The 15,770-nt window shown below is 69.5% G+C and carries 17 protein-coding genes; 10 read left to right on the top strand and 7 right to left on the bottom strand.

Annotated features, from left to right (window positions below; genetic code table 11):
- The first annotated feature begins 62 nt into the window (after positions 1-62).
- Complete coding sequence (locus F4558_RS04350) at positions 63-260, top strand: hypothetical protein (RefSeq protein ID WP_053658012.1); 198 nt, start codon at positions 63-65, stop codon at positions 258-260.
- Positions 261-353: 93 nt separating this feature from the next.
- Here F4558_RS04350 and F4558_RS04355 read toward each other — a convergent pair whose 3' ends face one another.
- Positions 354-1,046 carry a Crp/Fnr family transcriptional regulator gene (locus F4558_RS04355; RefSeq protein ID WP_030337710.1) on the bottom strand — a complete coding sequence of 231 codons (693 nt, stop codon included), beginning with the start codon at positions 1,044-1,046 and terminating at the stop codon, positions 354-356.
- A 295-nt stretch (positions 1,047-1,341) separates the two neighbouring features.
- Here F4558_RS04355 and F4558_RS04360 point away from each other — a divergent pair, with 295 nt between their 5' ends.
- From F4558_RS04360 to F4558_RS04380, 5 genes are all read left to right on the top strand, one after another.
- Complete coding sequence (locus tag F4558_RS04360; protein ID WP_167947233.1) at positions 1,342-1,839, top strand: polyadenylate-specific 3'-exoribonuclease AS; 498 nt, start codon at positions 1,342-1,344, stop codon at positions 1,837-1,839.
- Positions 1,840-1,916: 77 nt separating this feature from the next.
- Positions 1,917-2,420, top strand: a complete 504-nt coding sequence (locus F4558_RS04365) for a pyridoxamine 5'-phosphate oxidase family protein (protein WP_053658016.1) — start codon at positions 1,917-1,919, stop codon at positions 2,418-2,420.
- Between the two features lie 163 nt (positions 2,421-2,583).
- Positions 2,584-3,612 carry a 6-phosphofructokinase gene (locus F4558_RS04370; protein WP_053658323.1) on the top strand — a complete coding sequence of 343 codons (1,029 nt, stop codon included), beginning with the start codon at positions 2,584-2,586 and terminating at the stop codon, positions 3,610-3,612.
- Between the two features lie 71 nt (positions 3,613-3,683).
- On the top strand, positions 3,684-4,502 hold the full coding sequence (proC, locus tag F4558_RS04375) for a pyrroline-5-carboxylate reductase (RefSeq protein WP_053658018.1): 819 nt from the start codon (positions 3,684-3,686) through the stop codon (positions 4,500-4,502).
- A 197-nt stretch (positions 4,503-4,699) separates the two neighbouring features.
- Positions 4,700-5,329 (top strand): SLATT domain-containing protein, encoded by a 630-nt coding sequence (locus F4558_RS04380; RefSeq protein WP_157552755.1) that lies wholly within the window; start codon positions 4,700-4,702, stop codon positions 5,327-5,329.
- Here F4558_RS04380 and F4558_RS04385 read toward each other — a convergent pair.
- Together F4558_RS04385 and F4558_RS04390 are read right to left on the bottom strand one after the other, a co-directional pair.
- Positions 5,287-6,213: a haloacid dehalogenase-like anti-phage phosphatase MisB gene (locus tag F4558_RS04385; RefSeq protein ID WP_082377586.1), complete on the bottom strand. Its 927-nt coding sequence runs from the start codon at positions 6,211-6,213 to the stop codon at positions 5,287-5,289. The two genes, F4558_RS04380 and F4558_RS04385, sit on opposite strands and share 43 nt — an antisense overlap.
- Positions 6,210-7,898: a calcineurin-like anti-phage phosphoesterase MisA gene (locus F4558_RS04390; protein ID WP_053658023.1), complete on the bottom strand. Its 1,689-nt coding sequence runs from the start codon at positions 7,896-7,898 to the stop codon at positions 6,210-6,212. The genes F4558_RS04385 and F4558_RS04390 overlap by 4 nt, the downstream gene beginning before the upstream one ends.
- 356 nt (positions 7,899-8,254) lie before the next feature.
- On the opposite strand from F4558_RS04390, the gene F4558_RS04395 reads away from it, so the two are divergent.
- Positions 8,255-8,605 (top strand): DUF2203 domain-containing protein, encoded by a 351-nt coding sequence (locus F4558_RS04395; protein ID WP_053658024.1) that lies wholly within the window; start codon positions 8,255-8,257, stop codon positions 8,603-8,605.
- A 32-nt stretch (positions 8,606-8,637) separates the two neighbouring features.
- Here the strand turns inward: F4558_RS04395 and F4558_RS04400 are convergent, their stop codons facing one another.
- Positions 8,638-9,435 carry a class F sortase gene (locus F4558_RS04400; protein ID WP_312877268.1) on the bottom strand — a complete coding sequence of 266 codons (798 nt, stop codon included), beginning with the start codon at positions 9,433-9,435 and terminating at the stop codon, positions 8,638-8,640.
- Positions 9,405-10,271, bottom strand: coding sequence for a DUF4397 domain-containing protein (locus F4558_RS04405; protein WP_245241266.1), 867 nt, complete (start codon positions 10,269-10,271; stop codon positions 9,405-9,407). The genes F4558_RS04400 and F4558_RS04405 overlap by 31 nt, the downstream gene beginning before the upstream one ends.
- Before the next feature lie 210 nt (positions 10,272-10,481).
- On the opposite strand from F4558_RS04405, the gene F4558_RS04410 reads away from it, so the two are divergent.
- Positions 10,482-12,197: a glycosyltransferase 87 family protein gene (locus F4558_RS04410; RefSeq protein WP_167943269.1), complete on the top strand. Its 1,716-nt coding sequence runs from the start codon at positions 10,482-10,484 to the stop codon at positions 12,195-12,197.
- On the opposite strand, the gene F4558_RS04415 is transcribed toward F4558_RS04410, so the two are convergent.
- On the bottom strand, positions 12,110-12,817 hold the full coding sequence (locus F4558_RS04415; RefSeq protein ID WP_376767490.1) for an NADPH-dependent F420 reductase: 708 nt from the start codon (positions 12,815-12,817) through the stop codon (positions 12,110-12,112). The two genes, F4558_RS04410 and F4558_RS04415, sit on opposite strands and share 88 nt — an antisense overlap.
- A gap of 181 nt (positions 12,818-12,998) precedes the next feature.
- Between F4558_RS04415 and F4558_RS04420 the strand changes: the two genes are divergently transcribed.
- Entirely contained in the window at positions 12,999-13,160 is a 162-nt protein-coding gene (locus tag F4558_RS04420; protein WP_167943271.1) for a hypothetical protein, read from the top strand.
- 67 nt (positions 13,161-13,227) lie between these two features.
- Here F4558_RS04420 and F4558_RS04425 read toward each other — a convergent pair whose 3' ends face one another.
- Positions 13,228-13,722, bottom strand: a complete 495-nt coding sequence (locus tag F4558_RS04425; RefSeq protein WP_167943272.1) for a glutathione peroxidase — start codon at positions 13,720-13,722, stop codon at positions 13,228-13,230.
- 273 nt (positions 13,723-13,995) lie between these two features.
- Here F4558_RS04425 and F4558_RS04430 point away from each other — a divergent pair, with 273 nt between their 5' ends.
- Positions 13,996-15,627: a glycosyl hydrolase family 18 protein gene (locus F4558_RS04430; RefSeq protein WP_053658029.1), complete on the top strand. Its 1,632-nt coding sequence runs from the start codon at positions 13,996-13,998 to the stop codon at positions 15,625-15,627.
- The last annotated feature ends 143 nt before the right edge of the window (positions 15,628-15,770 follow it).

Here is a 15,770-nt window from a genome sequence, read left to right on the forward strand (position 1 = left end):
GGCGGGTTTGCGGACTACATTCAGTCGGCAATATCGATCAGCGACCAGAGGGGGACAGGTCAATGGTGTACGTCAAGTTGGAAAGCGACTGGACCGACGGCAACGGAGTCAACCACTCCGCGGGCGAGTCGGTGGATGTCGACGCCGCGACGCTCGCCACGCTCCAGGCCGAGGGCATCGTCAGCGAGCAGACCCACGGCCCGGGCGGCGACGGCAAGGGTCCGGACAAGTGGGCCGGGCCGGGCAGCTCCGGGGTCTGACCCCGAGCGGCCGACACGACGACGGTGCCGGGTCACCCACGGGTGACCCGGCACCGTCGCGTCCGTCTCGTGTGCTGACAGCCCTCGGGCAGGTCAGCGGTCGTTCATGCCGGCGCGTCGGCGCAGCGCGGCCACGTCGGTGACCACGATCCGGCGACCCTCGGTACGCAGCCAGCCGCGACTGGCGAACGAGCCGATCGCCTGGTTGACGCTCTGCCGGGAGCCGCCGGCCATCTCGGCCAACTGGCTCTGGTTGAGCTCGATCGTGATCATCGGTGCCTGACTCTCGCCGGCCAGCCGGACAAGCGTCTTGGCCACCCGTCCGGGCAGGTCCAGGAAGACGTGGTCGGCGTTCTGCTCGGTGAGTCGGCGGATCAGCCCGCCCAGCGAGCGCATCACCGCGTCCAGGATGCGCGGATTGGAATGCACAAGCTCCATGAACGCGCCCCGGGAGAGCGCGAGGGCCGCGCAGTCCTCGATGGCCTCGGCCGAGGCGGACCGGGTGGAGGCGTCGAGCAGCGAGACCTCGCCGAGCACATCCGGCGGACGGATCACCGACAGCACCGCCCGCTCGCCCGTGGGCGCGGTGCGGAACACGGCCACGGCACCCCGGCGCAGGACGATCAGCGACTCACCGGGGTCGTTCTCCACGAAGAGCAACTGTCCCTTGCGGTAGGTGCGCGGGACAGCGGCGGCGATCACGCGCTGCCGCACCTCAGGCTCCAGTCCGGCGAACATTTCGACACCCGTGAGCGCATCACCCGGCTCCGGCAGGCGAACCTCCACGGCCCAACCCCTCCCCGGTCAAGGACCACAACTCGCTCACCGGGCGAACCTGATGGGCCCCGACAAGGTGAACTGACACCGATTCGGCGTCCGGCTAGCGATACACATCAGATCATGACGGTCCGGTCGCTTGCTGTACACCCCTCGAAGCACTTCCGTGACCGTGGCGAGTTGTGGCGTACCGGCAGGGGTGTGCTTGTCGTCATCGGCCGCTCGGACCGACGCTGACCTGCGGTGATCCGTTTTCGGGGCCCTGCCGGGACGCGCCCGGCGCCGGTGGGCGAGGATGGCCGGAATGGTTTACCGCTACTTTTACGACTGCGAATTCATCGAGGACGGTCGGATCGTCGATCTCGTCTCGATCGGTGTCGTCGACGAGTACGGCCGCGAGTTCTACGCGGTCTCCACCGAGTTCGACGACTCCCGTGCCGTGCCCTGGGTCCGGCGCAACGTACTGGACAGGCTGCCCTCGCCCGCCGACCGGGCCTGGCGTTCCCGTGAGCGCATCCGGGACGACCTGTACGAGTTCCTCGTCGAGCCGGTCCGGGACCGGCCGGGGGAGCAGATGGAGCTGTGGGCCTGGTACGCCGCGTACGACCATGTGGTCCTCGCGCAGCTCTGGGGCGCGATGCCGGCGCTTCCCCGGGAGATCCCCCGGTTCACCAAGGACCTGCGCCAACTCTGGGACGACAAGGGTCGGCCCGCCCTGCCCGACGCGGACGCCGCCCGGCACGACGCGCTTGTCGACGCCCGGCACAACCTGGCCCGCTGGCGGGCGATGACGACCCGCTGAGAGTGGTCGTACCTTTGCAGGTTTGACCGGTTCTGTCCCGGGCATCGGTTCGACGAGCCGAGCTGAGGGAGAGTGCCATGAGCAACGAGCCGACCAGCGTCGCCGAGGCCCGCGCCCGGGTCACCGAGCTGGTCCGCGAGGCACGGATCTGCATGTTCACGACGATCGGCCTGGACGGGCGGTTGGTGAGCCGACCGATGGGGCTCCAGGAGGCAGAGTTCGACGGGGACCTGTGGTTCTTCGCCTCCGCCGACTCCGCGAAGGCCCGCCAGATCCGGGTCAATCCGGAGGTCAACGTCGCGTTCTCCGATCAGAAGCGCAGTGCCTGGGTGTCAGTGGCGGGCACCGCCACCGAGGGGTTCGACAGGGACCGCGCCGAGCAGCTGTGGAACCCGGTGCTCACTGTGTGGTTCCCGCAGGGACCGGACACCCCCGGGCTGACGTTGATCAAGGTGCACGCCAGCTCGGCCGAGTACTGGGACTCGCCGAGCAGCACCGTCGTCAACCTGTTCGGGTTCGCCAGGGCCGTCGTCACGGGCCAGCCGCCGGCGCCGGGCGAGAACCACGAGGTGACGTACTGACCGGCGCCGGGCAGCCCGGGGCGCGCTGTCATTGCACAGGCAGGCCGACTACAGTTCGCAGTGACGGCCCGCCCCGGGCCGGCAACGGCGCCGATGGTCTGATCTGACACATATCCTGGGGCAAATCGGGCTTTACCTGATGCTCCAGGAGGATGAGCGGATCATGCGTATCGGCGTGCTCACCGGCGGCGGCGACTGCCCAGGTCTCAACGCGGTCATCCGGGCGGTGGTCCGCAAGGGCGTCGCCACTTACGGTCACGAGTTCGTGGGCTTCCGGGACGGTTGGAAGGGCCCGCTGGAGGGTCTGTCCCGTCCCCTCGAGATCGCGGACGTCCGCGGCATCCTGCCCCGCGGCGGCACCATCCTCGGCTCGTCCCGGACCAACCCGTTCAAGATCGAGAACGGCGTCGAGCGGATCAAGGACAACCTGGCCAGCCAGGGCGTCGACGCGCTGATCGCGATCGGCGGCGAGGACACCCTGGGCGTGGCCACCAAGCTCTACGAGCTGGGCGTGCACGTCATCGGCGTGCCGAAGACCATCGACAACGACCTGGGCGCCACCGACTACACCTTCGGCTTCGACACCGCTGTCAACATCGCGATGGAGGCCATCGACCGGCTGCACACCACCGCCGAGAGCCACCACCGCACCCTCGTCGTCGAGGTGATGGGCCGGCACGCCGGCTGGATCGCCCTGCACGCCGGCCTGGCCGGCGGCGCCAACGTGATCCTGCTGCCCGAGCGTCAGTTCGACGTCGACCAGGTTGCCGGCTACGTCGAGAAGCGCTTCCAGCACCAGTACGCCCCCATCGTGGTGGTCGCCGAGGGCGCCCAGCCGCTGGACGGCCAGATGGTGCTCGCCAACCAGGAGCTGGACTCCTTCGGCCACGTCCGCCTCGGCGGCATCGGCCAGTGGCTGGCCGAGCAGCTGGAGGCCAAGACCGGCAAGGAAGCCCGCACCGTGGTGCTGGGCCACATCCAGCGCGGTGGCACCCCGACCGCCTTCGACCGGGTCCTCGCCACCCGCCTCGGCCTGCAGGCCATCGACGCGGTCCACGAGGGCGACTGGGGCAAGATGGTCGCGATGCAGAGCACCGACATCGTCCGGGTGCCGCTCGCCGACGCCACCCGCGAGCTGAAGACCGTGCCGCTGGAGCGGTACGCCGAGGCCGAGGTCTTCTTCGGTAGCTGATCAACACCTAGGGCGGCGCGGCGGGCCAGCGGGTCCGCCGCGCCGCGACCCGACGCGAGGGGGTACGGCACATGTCAGCCGGAGTGCACACGGTCGCCGTGATCGGTGCGGGCAAGATCGGCGAGCTGATGCTCTCCGGCCTGCTGCGCTCCGGATGGCCGGTGGACCGCCTGCTCGCCACTGCCCGACGGCCGGCCCGCGCCGAGGAACTGACCGCCCGCTACGGCATACGTGTGGTCGACAACCTGACCGCCGTGGACGAGGCCGCCGTACTCGCGATCTCGGTCAAACCGCAGGACGCCGGCACTCTGCTGGACGAGATCGGCCCCAAGGTGCCCGCCGACAAGCTTGTCATCTCGCTCTGCGCGGGGCTGCCCAGCGCCTTCTTCAGCCGCCGGCTGCCCGAGGGCACCCCGGTCATCCGGGTCATGACCAACACCCCGGCGCTCGTCGACGAGGCGATGACTGCCATCTCGGCAGGTGTGCACGCCACGGGGGCGCACCTGGCGCTTGCCGAGGAGATGTTCAAGCCCCTCGGCAAGACGATCCGGGTGCCCGAGTCACAGCAGGACGCCGTCACCGCGCTCTCCGGCTCCGGCCCTGCCTACTTCTACCTGCTGGTCGAGGCCATGATCGACGCGGGGATCCTGCTCGGTCTGCCCCGCCAGGTGGCGCACGAGCTGATCGTGCAGAGCGCCGTCGGCTCCGCCGTGATGCTGCGCGACTCCGGCGAACACCCGGTCAAGCTGCGCGAGGCCGTCACCTCGCCGGCCGGCACCACCATCTCGGCGATCCGTGAGCTGGAGAAGCACGGCGTACGGGCCGCGCTGCTCGCCGCACTGGAAGCCGCCCGGGACCGCGCCCGCGAACTGGCCGCCCAAGCCGACTGACGCCTGCCCGTTGCCGGAGCGGCATTTGCTCTTGAGCGCCGCGCCCTGGCGATGCAGGCTGTCGGTATGCGGCGAGAGTGTCTTCCGATTCTCGATCTGACGTTCGTGGGTGGCCCTCGCCGTGTGCGGCGGTCGGAGGAGTCGTGGTAACCGGCGACGGCCACGTCCATGAAGTGCGTCGCATCCCGCGTCGAGACATGACCGTCCGGCCGTTCCCTGACATGGGGGCGGAGCAGCAGCCGGAGGCTGTCCTGCAGCGCCTGCGGGAGTGGGCGGAGGGCCAGGCTGAGGATTCGATCGCCTGGTACCTGCGAGACAAGGCGATCCGCCGCACAGCTTCCCGCATGCTGCGCGGGTGCGCCATACTGCTGGGAATCGCCGGAGGTGTCGTACCGCTGGTCAGCGCGGCTAGCGGTGGCCGCGGTGCCAGTTGGGGGTACGTCCTCCTCGCTATGGCGGGTGGCTGTCTGGCATTCGACCACTTTTTTGGGCTGTCGTCCGCGTGGATGCGGGATATCGCCACCGTGCAGGCGCTTCAACGGGCACTCACCGAGTTCAGGTTGGACTGGGTAACCGCAGACTTGAGTACCGCAACGGATGACGACGAGGTGGATCTGACGGTACGACGCCGTGAGGACTTGATCCGTACGCTTGTGCTGCGCACAGCCGAGCTGGTCGAGGCGGAGACTGGCGAGTGGCTCAGCGAGTTTCGAAGCAACATTGGTGATCTGAACCGGCGAAGCGCGTGGTCCCCGTCAGCGGCCCAGCCCGGCAGCGGGTTCGCTCATTCGACGGACCCGCCTGCCCGACAGTTGGACGCCAGCTGAGCTCGCCGAGATCCTGGGTTAGCCGCGAATGTGTAATGACCAGGTAGTTCGTGGAAGGCGTCCAGCGTGACGTCAGGCCCAAAGCGGGCTAGGTCCTCGCTCGTGTTCTCTGCGGCACTGACGGCTGCGGGATCCCAGTGGGACAGCGCGACCAGGTCCCGCCAAAGCCCGGGGTCGTGGTGGGTGCCGTAACGCGCCCAGGCTGCGAGCATCCCCGCTCGTTTGGCCATTACGACGTCCTTGTTCAGGTTGTCCCCCACGTACAGGCAGCGGGTGGGCGGCACACCGAGTTGCTCGGCAATCCGACGGGCGATGTCCGGGTTGGGCTTGCGTGCTGTCGGCGGAAGTACACGAACCTCGATTGCGCCAGGGGTCGATTGCCGCTCGGCACCTAGAGGGTGCGGTGGTCCGATGAACTGAGGCGCGTAGACCGCTTCCAACATCGTTTCCAGCCCGAGCGCGCGTGCCCGGCTGCTGATGTTCACGTCCTTGGCCTCCGTGTGGCCCACGATGCGGCAACCTGTTGCCTTGATGGCCTGGAGGGTCCGTTCAACGTCTGCGTAGAGGCGAAGGCGGTGTCGTCGGACTTCGTTGAATGCGGCGAAGGCAGGCAGCAGGTACTCGTGTCGTGCTCGCTGGCTCATACCGGGAAGGTGGCGTTCGACGGCAGTGGTCTCAAGCAGCGCGAATGGGTGCTCTGTGTTGCCGTGTATGCGGTGTACGGCTTGGAGGTCGCTACGTAGCTCATCCTCGGACACGTCGAGGAGCTTTGCGGCCTCGGTCACCATTGCCCGGACCGCAGGTACGAAGTAAGCGACCCAGTCGTACAGCGTGTTGTCCATGTCGAGGATGAGCGCGTTCACGAGCGGGCGTCGAGCGGTCATGGAGAGACGACCTGCCAGGGAGCGATCTCCAGTCGGCCGTCGGTGTCAGTGGCCAAGGGTGCCCTCCAGGTCATGAAGCGTTCGAACGCGCCTTCGTGTTGGCTCCGGTACATCTCCAACTCCACGACCGGGCCGGCCAACCTGATCAGGTTGAAGAAGTTACGCCGCCCGTCTGACGATTTCGAGCCGCTGCTTCCGCCGCCCACAATGTTGAAGCGCCCCAACTCCCAGCGCTCGTTGCTGTATTCGGGGAGATGGTACGCCTCGGCACGCCAGACGAACGCACGATGCTTGTGCCCGTGCACGACAAGGTGCACACCGTCGCGAGCGCCCATGCGCTGGATCCGTGGCGCATCGATGGCGATCCCGAAGCCAGTGGCGTATTCATTGGAGGACTCCAGGTCTTCGGTCAGCGCAAGATGGTGGTGCAGGGCGAGCACCCGTAGGGCTGAGCCGGGACTTGACCAGGTCAGGGCACTCGTCACCTCTCGATAGGCGGATTCCTGCACGCGGCCCATGCCTGCCAGGAACGACTGACCCTGTTCCAGAGAGCTTGAGTTGACCGCGGCGACATCGACGAGGTTGCCGCCAGGGAAGACAAAGCGGCGAGCCATCGAGAGGTGGGGCGAAGCCGGGTAGCCATAGAGTGCTTTGAAGAAGTTCCGGTAGTTGGCGGTGGCCTCGGCTGGTGCCACCTCAACCGGTGCCCCGTAATCGTAGGAGTCACTGCGGGTCCACGCGATGTCATGGTTGCCGGGTATGACTACGAGATGCTCCATGCCCAGGCCGAGAAGACCGTTGGTCAACTTGAAGAGGCCGGCCCGAGCCGCTTCGAACTCCTCGCGGGCGGCGACGTAGGTGAGATCGCCCGTTACGAGGACCGCTCCGACTGATCGCTGGTGATGAGCGAGTGCGTTCGAAATTGCGTCAACCATGGTGGGGCGTGTCGCCCCGTCCTCGGTCTCCAGCCGCCACTGATGTTCGGAACGGAACCGGCCGGTCGCGTAGTGCGGATCGGTGAGGTGCAGCAGCCACGGCCCCGGGCAAGCGATCGGCTCTGCGGACAGCGCGCCGTCCTCGCGCTGCGACGCGGTCAGGAACCGTTCGTGGGAATCGCCTGGCTGGGCTGCCCGGATTTCCCAGATGGTGGTGTCCATCGCGCGTAGCTCGTCGGCGTCCAGAATCCGCTTGCCGACTAGCCGCTCCAACTGGCTTGCCGGGTGGTGCGGCAACGGCGGCGCCGAGGCGAACGAGAATTTCCCGAAGAACTCGATCGGCTCCTCGGCCAAGACCACCAACCGCAACCAGCCCCGACTGTGTCGACTCGATCGGTAGTACGGGGGAACGCCATCTTGCTCGGCGCTGGGCGGACTGAGCGAAACATAGTTACCTAGCTCATCGGCCTGCGGGACGATTACCCGCTCGACGGACGCCGGATGGACGGCGCCCGTACCGGAGTGGAACAGTCCAATCAGCACCCGCTGCCCTGCGCGTGTCTCCTGCTCCAAGGCCTGCCATATCTCCAGCCGGCCAGGCTCGTTGGGTCGCTTCCACCATCCCCACCAGCACCACCCCCGCTCCTGCAGGACGGCGCGATGCTCGGGCAGTGTGTCAGCGACCAGATCGCGGTAGCGGAACAAGAACCGAAGGGCCGGGGGCGTGGTGGGGGACAAACCATCGCTCATGCCAGTGAGCCTCCGTTGCACCGACGGAATTCCCGAAAATGTAAGGCTGCTCCGCGAGGAGAACTCTGTATACCTGAGCACAGCGTCAAGTGACACCCCTCTTCACAGCTCCAACACCCGCAGCCCAGTGGTTCCCTGCTGAAGTCGTTTTTGGAGCTTGTCGGATGTCCCAAGCTGGCCGGTACGGTTGCTTGTAGATGCCCGTCTGGAGCTGTCTGGCAATGGTGGGACGGTGCGTACGCCTGCCAATGCTCGAAGAGGTTTGCCGACAGCCCTGTAGCTCAAGATCCACCCAAGGGCTTCTGATCTTATGCTTGGGGTGACCAGCAGGGCGATGTGACGGGCATACTGGCCCGGTGTTCACACTCGCCCAGGCCCGGCACCTGGTGGCCACCCTCCGGCCCCGCGTCGACGAGTTGATCCGGCTCCGCGCCGACCTGGCCGAGCTGCGCGTCGACCTGGCCGACCACGGCGTCAGCGCGCTCGGCGGGCTTGCCGAGGTGAAAGGGCTTGAGGCGCGGCTGCACGGCGTCGTCGAAGAGCTGCACCAGCACGACATCCAGGTCAAGGGCATCGCCCCGGTGCTTCTCGACTTCCCCGGCGAGCGGGCCGGCCGCGCCGTGCTCTGGTGCTGGCTGGAGGGCGACTCCGACGTGCGCTGGTACCACCGGGCCGAGTGCGGCTTCGCCGGTCGCCGCCCGGTCTGACGCTGCGCCGCCCGCGGTGCGGCCCGCGTCGATCAGGGCCGGCGGGCGGCGCTGGACTCCGGCAGGGCCGGATCGGCGGCCACGCTGATCGCGAACACGACGACATTGTCGCGGTAGTGCCCGCGCCGCCGGTCGAAGTCGCCGCCGCAGGTGACCAGGCGTAACTCCGCACCGGGTGTCGGGCCGTAGACCAGGGCGGTGGGAAAATCGTCCTTGCGGGTGCGCAGCGACCCGGTCACCCGGAACGACAGTTGCTGCCGGCCACGCCACACCTGCACCAGATCGCCGGGTCGCAGCTCGTCGAGCCGCGCGAAGACCGCCGGGCCGCGCCGCGAGTCCAGATGGCCGGCAAGCACCGCCGGACCGGTGTCGCCGGGGGCGGGACCGCCGCCGTACCAGCCAGCCGTGTCGAAGTCGGCCGGCGGAACCAGCGCGCCGGCGCTGTCCAGGCCGAGCACCGTGAGCGGCGAGTCGATGTCGATGCGCGGCATGCGTACCCGCGTGGGTGGACCCTGGGGCGCGGGCGCGGCGGCCACTGACGGGCATCCGTCGGTGCAGCCGGGGTGCCAACGTGCGGCCGGCGGTCGGCCGGGGTCGGCCCGCCCGGCGCCGGTGACGAGCCCGACTCCGGCGCCGAGGGTCAGGCAGACCGCCGCGCCGGCCGCGACAAGCGCGGCCACCGGCGCCCGCCGGTCGCGGTGCCGCCGGATCGCGAGGCCGGGCCCGGCGCTCACCGCGTCGTGCGCCGCGCGCCCGGCACTCACCGGGCCGTTCGTCGCCGTCGCGGCACGCCCGGCGCTCACCAGGTCGTGCGCTGCCGCCGGCGCCACAGCAGCAGGCTCGCCGCGACGGCCGCCGCGGCCAATCCGGCGGCCACCAGGGGGTACGCGCCGAAGCCTGCCTCGGCGGCGCCTCCTGCGCCGGTGTCCACGCCACCGGCGGGTACGACGGTGCCACCCTCGGCGTCACGGCGTAGCTCGGCGGTGAGCCCGCCCTGCTTGTCGTCGAGCACCAGCAGCGAGTAGACGGCGCCGTCGGTGAGCCGGACCTCGGCGTCGGTGCTCGGCCCGCCGGCTCCGGTCAGTCGCAGCCGCCAGGCACCTGGCGGGACCTGCTGGTATGCGGTGGTGGTGGCGAACTGCACGTCGTTGGCGATCATCGGGCCGTCGGCGGCTGCCACGTCGAGGACCGGGGTCCGCACCGACGCCTGCACGACACGGACCTTGGCGTGCCCCTGGGCGGGCGCGCTGAGATCGTCGTGGAGCACCCGCAGGCCCAGGTCGGCGTGCCGACCGACGCCGGCCACCGTGTACGCGCTGCCGCTGGTCACGGCCACCTCGGTGGTCAGCACCGGGGGTTCGCCGGCGGGGGTGCCGGCCTCGCGCATCGCCACCGCGTACCGGCCGGGAGGAAGCCCCAGGTAGTCGGAGACCACGCCGTAGCCGACGCCGGGGAAGACCTTTGGCTTCGCGGCGTCGGGGGTGGCCAGGTAGACGTCGACGGCTGGGGTGTCGGGGGAGAGGTGGGCGAGCCGGACGTACCCCACGGTGTCCGCGCCGGTCGCGGCGCTGGCCGGCATCGGCGTGCCGACGGCGAGGGTGGTACCGAGCAGGAGCGCGCCGGCGCCGGCCAACAGCCGGCGGGGCACGGTACGGAGCGTCTGCATGTCACCTCCGAGGGAGCTTTCGGTGAACGGGCCGCAACCCAGAGACAGAGAGTCCCGTGAACGGGACTCTGCCGCAAGTTGTGGAAGGAGATGTCGCCGAATATTTGTCATCGTTCCTTGCAACGGATCGATCTTCACGGCGAGCAGACGCGGCGGCCCTCGGCGGATGACGGGCCTTCGCCGACCGCCGCCATCGCCTATTCTCGATCGATGCGGGATCGTCGGGTCGCGCTGGTGTGGGCGACGTTCGTCGTCGTCGCGCTGGTGTCCTGTGTGCTCGTGCTGCGGCGCGAGGACCGCCTCTCCGACCTGCACATCTACTACGGCGCGCTGTCCGATCTGCACGCCGGCCGGCCGCTGTACGGGTTCGTGGCGGCCAATGGCGGGCCGTTCACCTATCCGCCGTTCGCCGCCCTGGTGCTGGGGCCGATCACCGCTGTCAGCGAGGGCGTGGTGCAGGGGCTCTGGCTGGTGGCGACGTGCGCGGCTGTCGTCGCCATCGCCGGAGCGGTCGGCGTCGCCCTGGGCACCCGGCAGGCCCAGCGGCCGCTCGTCGTGGCGGTGGCGGCCACGGTGCTGATGCTCTCCGCGCCGGTGCAGAGCAATCTGCGCTTCGGTCAGGTCAGCATCTTCATCGTGCTCATGGCGCTGCTCGACGGGATGGGCGTCGTGCCGCCCCGGCTGCGCGGGATGCTGGTCGGGGTCGCCGCAGCGATCAAACTGACCCCGCTGCTGTTCGTGGTCTACTTCCTCGCCACGGGCCGCTACCGCGACGCTGCCCGCGCGGTGGCCACGTTCGTGGCCTGCGCCGGGATCGCCGCGATCGTGCTGCCGGGCGAGAGTTGGACGTACTGGACCAAGGCCGTGCGGCAGACCTCGCGGATCGGCAACCTGGCCTCGCTGGGCAACCAGTCCCTGCACGGGATGCTGCTGCGCGTCGGCGTGGACGAGGCGACGTTGCCCCTGATCTGGGCCGGCCTGGTGGCGGTGATCTGCGCGGCGGCGCTGCTGCGCGCCCGCCAGCTGACGCGGGAGGGCCGGCCCGGGCACGCGGCGGTGCTGGTCGGCTGCGCCACAGTGGCCGCGTCCCCGGTGTCGTGGACGCATCACCAGGTGTGGCCGGTGCTCGCCGCGATGCTGCTGATCGGCGCGTCCGGCGTCACCCGGCGGATCGCCGGTGCCGCGCTGCTCGGCACGATGGTCGTCTCGTTGGGCGCGGTCCTCAGCCCGGTGTCGATGCGGCCGGGCCTTCAGTTCCTCTTCGAGAACGCCCGTGCCGTCGGGGTGTGCCTGCTGTGCCTTGTCGGCTTCGGTGGCGTCGCGGTCGCCGCCACACGGGCCAACCGGCGGGTCGCCGGCCGGGGCTGGCTGCGGGTGGGTGTCACGGCCACTGTGGCGCTCGCGTTCTTCGCCGTGCAACCGCTGCCCGCCGGAGCGGACCCGACCTTCAAGGCGTACGCCCTCGACGACGTCGCGAACCCGCGCTACTTCTTCGTCTGCCGAGGCCCGGCGGAGTGTGCCGCCTACGGCACCGACGCGCCGGTCACCTTCGACACCCGCGCCGAGAAGACAAAGGTACGTGTCAACGGCGTGGTGTCCCCGCAGGTGACCCGCCTGGAGTACTACTCAGCCCCGGGCGGGGCGCCCCGCGCCATCCCGCTGCTCGCCGCGTACCAGGGAATCCGCACGTTCTCGTTCCGTTCGGCGAACATGGCGCAGGGGCGGCTCGTCGCGTACGCCTCGGACGGCAGGCCGATCGCCAGCTACGACGACGAACTCGCCGCCGCCCTGGAGTACAACCGCTCGGTAGGCGGTCGCGGGGAGGGCGGCGGCGGTGCTCAGCGGGTGGCGGCGGCCAGGGCGGCGCGCAGCTTCTCGGCGTCGCCCGGCGCCGGGTGCTCCCAGTCTGTCGGCGTGGCGGAGTAGAGCGTGCCGTACGCGGGGGTGTCCGGCTGGTAGCGCCAGCCCTCGGCGAGCGGGCCGACGTCGACGGCGTCGTACCCGATGCGGTCCAGGAATGCGGTGACCTCCGCCTTTGCGGCGGCGTCGTCACCGGCGATCGCGAGGGCGCTGCGGTCCGGGGCGCCGGAGGGCCGGGGCAGGTCGGCCAGGCCCTTGAAGTAGATGTTGTTGAAGACCTTGACCACCCGAGAGTCCGGCAGGTGCCGCTGGAGCAACTCGCTGCTTGTGGTCTCGCCGGAGTCCAACTCCGGGATGGTCCCGTCGCGCTGCGGGTAGTAGTTGTTGGTGTCGATGACGACCTTGCCGGCCAGTGGCTCCACGGGCACCGCCCGGTACGCCTTCAGCGGCACGCTGACCACCACCAGGTCACCGACCTGCGCGGCGTCGTGTGCCGTGCCGGCGCTCGCGTGCTCGCCCAGTTCCTCGACCAACTCGGTGAGCGTCTCGGGCCCCCGCGAGTTGCTGACCACCACGTCGTAGCCGGCGGCCACCGCCAGCCGCGCCACGGTCCCGCCGATGTTGCCACTGCCGATCAGTCCCACAGTTGTCATGTTGGTTTCCAACTCCGTCCACCCGTGACACATTCCGCCACCGGCACGGTGGGTCGTTCGGCTGCCGGAGCGACAACCAACCCCATCGACCGGCGACCGCCCATCGACCGGCGACCGCCCACCGACCGGCGACCGGCTGGCGACCGGCCCCACCGGCTCCCGGCATGCGCTGCCTGGCCGAGAATCCGGCGACCGTCTGCGCCAGCACGGACGCATGGCCGGCGCAGCGACCCCGGTCCAGCACAACGTACTGCTCGCACCGGTCGAAGACCGGCTCTCCGACAACGTGCCACCCGTCGGTGACGAGCGGTCGCGCCAACCCAGCCTCCACCGCGTCGATCATGGAGTTGTGGTGGGGGAGAAGCCCGGCAATTGATTCCCTATCAGGCACCACAAGTCCATGATCGACGGGGCCGGGGTGGGTTCGGCGCGACCCGGCTCGGTCAGGGTTTGGCGGGGAGGGCTTTTTCTAGGGCTTTGTGTAGCTCTTCGGCGTCGGGCGCGACTGTGGGGGCGAAGCGGGCCGCTACCGTTCCGTCGGGTGCCACCAGGAACTTCTCGAAGTTCCAGCGGACGTCGCCGGTGTGGCCGTCGGCGTCCGGGGTGTCGACAAGCGCGGCGTAGAGCGGGTGCCGGTCCGGGCCATTGACGTGGATCTTCTCGGTCAGCGGGAAGGTGACTCCGTAGTTGACCTGGCAGAAGTCGCTGATCTCGGCGGGGGTACCCGGCTCCTGGCCGGCGAACTGGTTGCACGGCACGCCGAGCACCACGAGGCCGCGCTCGGCGTACGAGTCGGCGAGGGCCTGGAGCCCGGCGTACTGCGGTGTGAGGCCGCAGCGGGAGGCGACGTTGACGACCAGCAGCGCCTTGCCCCGGTATTGGGCGAGGTTGGCGGGGCCGCCGTTGAGGGCATCGATGGGGGTGTCGAACACGGTCATGGCCAGAGGTTACGCGCCTGTAGGCGTTCGGGCCGGGGTGGCTGTCGACGGTGCCGCCGGCGTCGTGGGCGTGGAGCGACGCGACGGCCGGCGAGGACGTGGAGCGACGCGACGGCCGGTGGGGGCGTGGAGCAACGCGGTAGCCGACGGGTAGCGGGGCGGTCACGCACCAGGGGAAATCGACACATGCGCATCTTGACGAAGTGATGACGGTGTGAGTACCGTCTCACCAATCTATTTTGGAAAGTTTCCTAACAGTTCGGGAGACGCCTCATGAAAAGATCGCTCCGCCGAGCCCTCTGGGCCGGTGCCGTGGTCGCCGTGACCGTCGCAGCGGTGCCGATGACCACCGCGTTCGGTGCCGGCACGGTCACCGCCACGTTCGCCAAGGCGCAGGACTGGGGGACCGGTCACGAGACGAAGGTGACCGTCACCAACGGCTCCAGCGCCACTGTCAGCACCTGGCGCATCGAGTTCGACCTGCCGTCGGGCACCACCATCAGCAGCGCCTGGGACGCCGACGTGACAAGCAGCGGCAACCACTACGTGGCGGTCAAGAAGAGCTGGGCCGGGGGCCTCGCCCCGGGCGCCTCGTTCAGTTGGGGCTACAACGGCACCGGCGCGTACAAGGCGCCGCTGAACTGCACCATCAACGGCATACCGTGCGGTGGCGGCACCCCGACCACCCCGCCGACCACGGCAGCGCCCACGACGGCCCCGCCCACCACCGCCCCGCCGACCACGGCACCGCCCACTACCGCACCGCCCACCACGCCACCGCCGAACACGGGTGGCAAGAAGGTCGTCGGCTACTTCGCCGAGTGGGGCGTCTACGCCCGCAACTACCACGTCAAGAACATCCAGACCAGCGGCTCGGCCGCCAAGCTGACCCACATCCTGTACGCCTTCGGCAACACCACCGGCGGCCGCTGCTCGATCGGTGACAGCTACGCCGACTACGAGAAGGCGTACACGGCGGCGGACAGTGTCGACGGTGTCGCCGACACGTGGGACCAGCCGCTGCGCGGCAGCTTCAACCAGTTGCGCAAGCTCAAGCAGATGAACCCGCACCTCAAGGTGATCTGGTCGTTCGGCGGCTGGACCTGGTCCGGTGGCTTCACCCAGGCCGCGCAGAACCCGGCAGCGTTCGCCGAGAGCTGCTACAACCTGGTCGAGGACCCCCGCTGGGCGGACGTCTTCGACGGCATCGACGTCGACTGGGAGTACCCCAACGCCTGCGGCCTGACCTGTGACAGCAGCGGCCCGAACGCCTTCAAGAACGTGATCAGCGCGCTGCGGTCGAAGTTCGGCTCCAACGCCCTGGTCACCGCCGCCATCACCGCGGACGGCAGCAACGGCGGCAAGATCGACGCCACCGACTACGCCGGAGCCATCGGCAACCTCAACTGGCTGATGCCGATGACGTACGACTACTTCGGCGCGTTCAACGCCCAGGGCCCGACCGCCCCGCACTCGCCGCTGACCTCGTACACCGGCATCCCGCAGCAGGGCTTCAACTCCGACGCGGCGATCCAGAAGCTCAAGAGCAAGGGGATCCCGGCCAACAAGCTGCTGCTCGGCGTCGGCTTCTACGGCCGGGGCTGGACGGGCGTCACCCAGGCCGCACCGGGCGGCAGCGCCACGGGCGCGGCGCCGGGCACCTACGAGGCCGGCATCGAGGACTACAAGGTCCTCAAGAACACCTGCCCGGCCACCGGCACGATCGCCGGCACCGCCTACGCCAAGTGCGGCAGCAACTGGTGGAGCTACGACACCCCGTCGACCATCAACGGCAAGATGACGTACGCGAAGAACCAGGGCCTCGGTGGCGCGTTCTTCTGGGAACTCTCCGGTGACACGAGCAACGGCGAGCTCATCGGCGCCATCAAGGGCGGTCTCGGCTGAGCCGAGCGCCGACGCAACACCCACACGGCGGGGAGGGGCCCGCACCGTCCCTCCCCGCCCGTGACGAAGCGGCCCGGTCGACGCCAAGCGTCGGCCGGGCCGCCGGCCTTGGGCGGTTCCGCTGCGATATGGCAGACTCGCGG

The organism is Micromonospora profundi (assembly GCF_011927785.1).
Lineage (GTDB): Bacteria > Actinomycetota > Actinomycetes > Mycobacteriales > Micromonosporaceae > Micromonospora > Micromonospora profundi.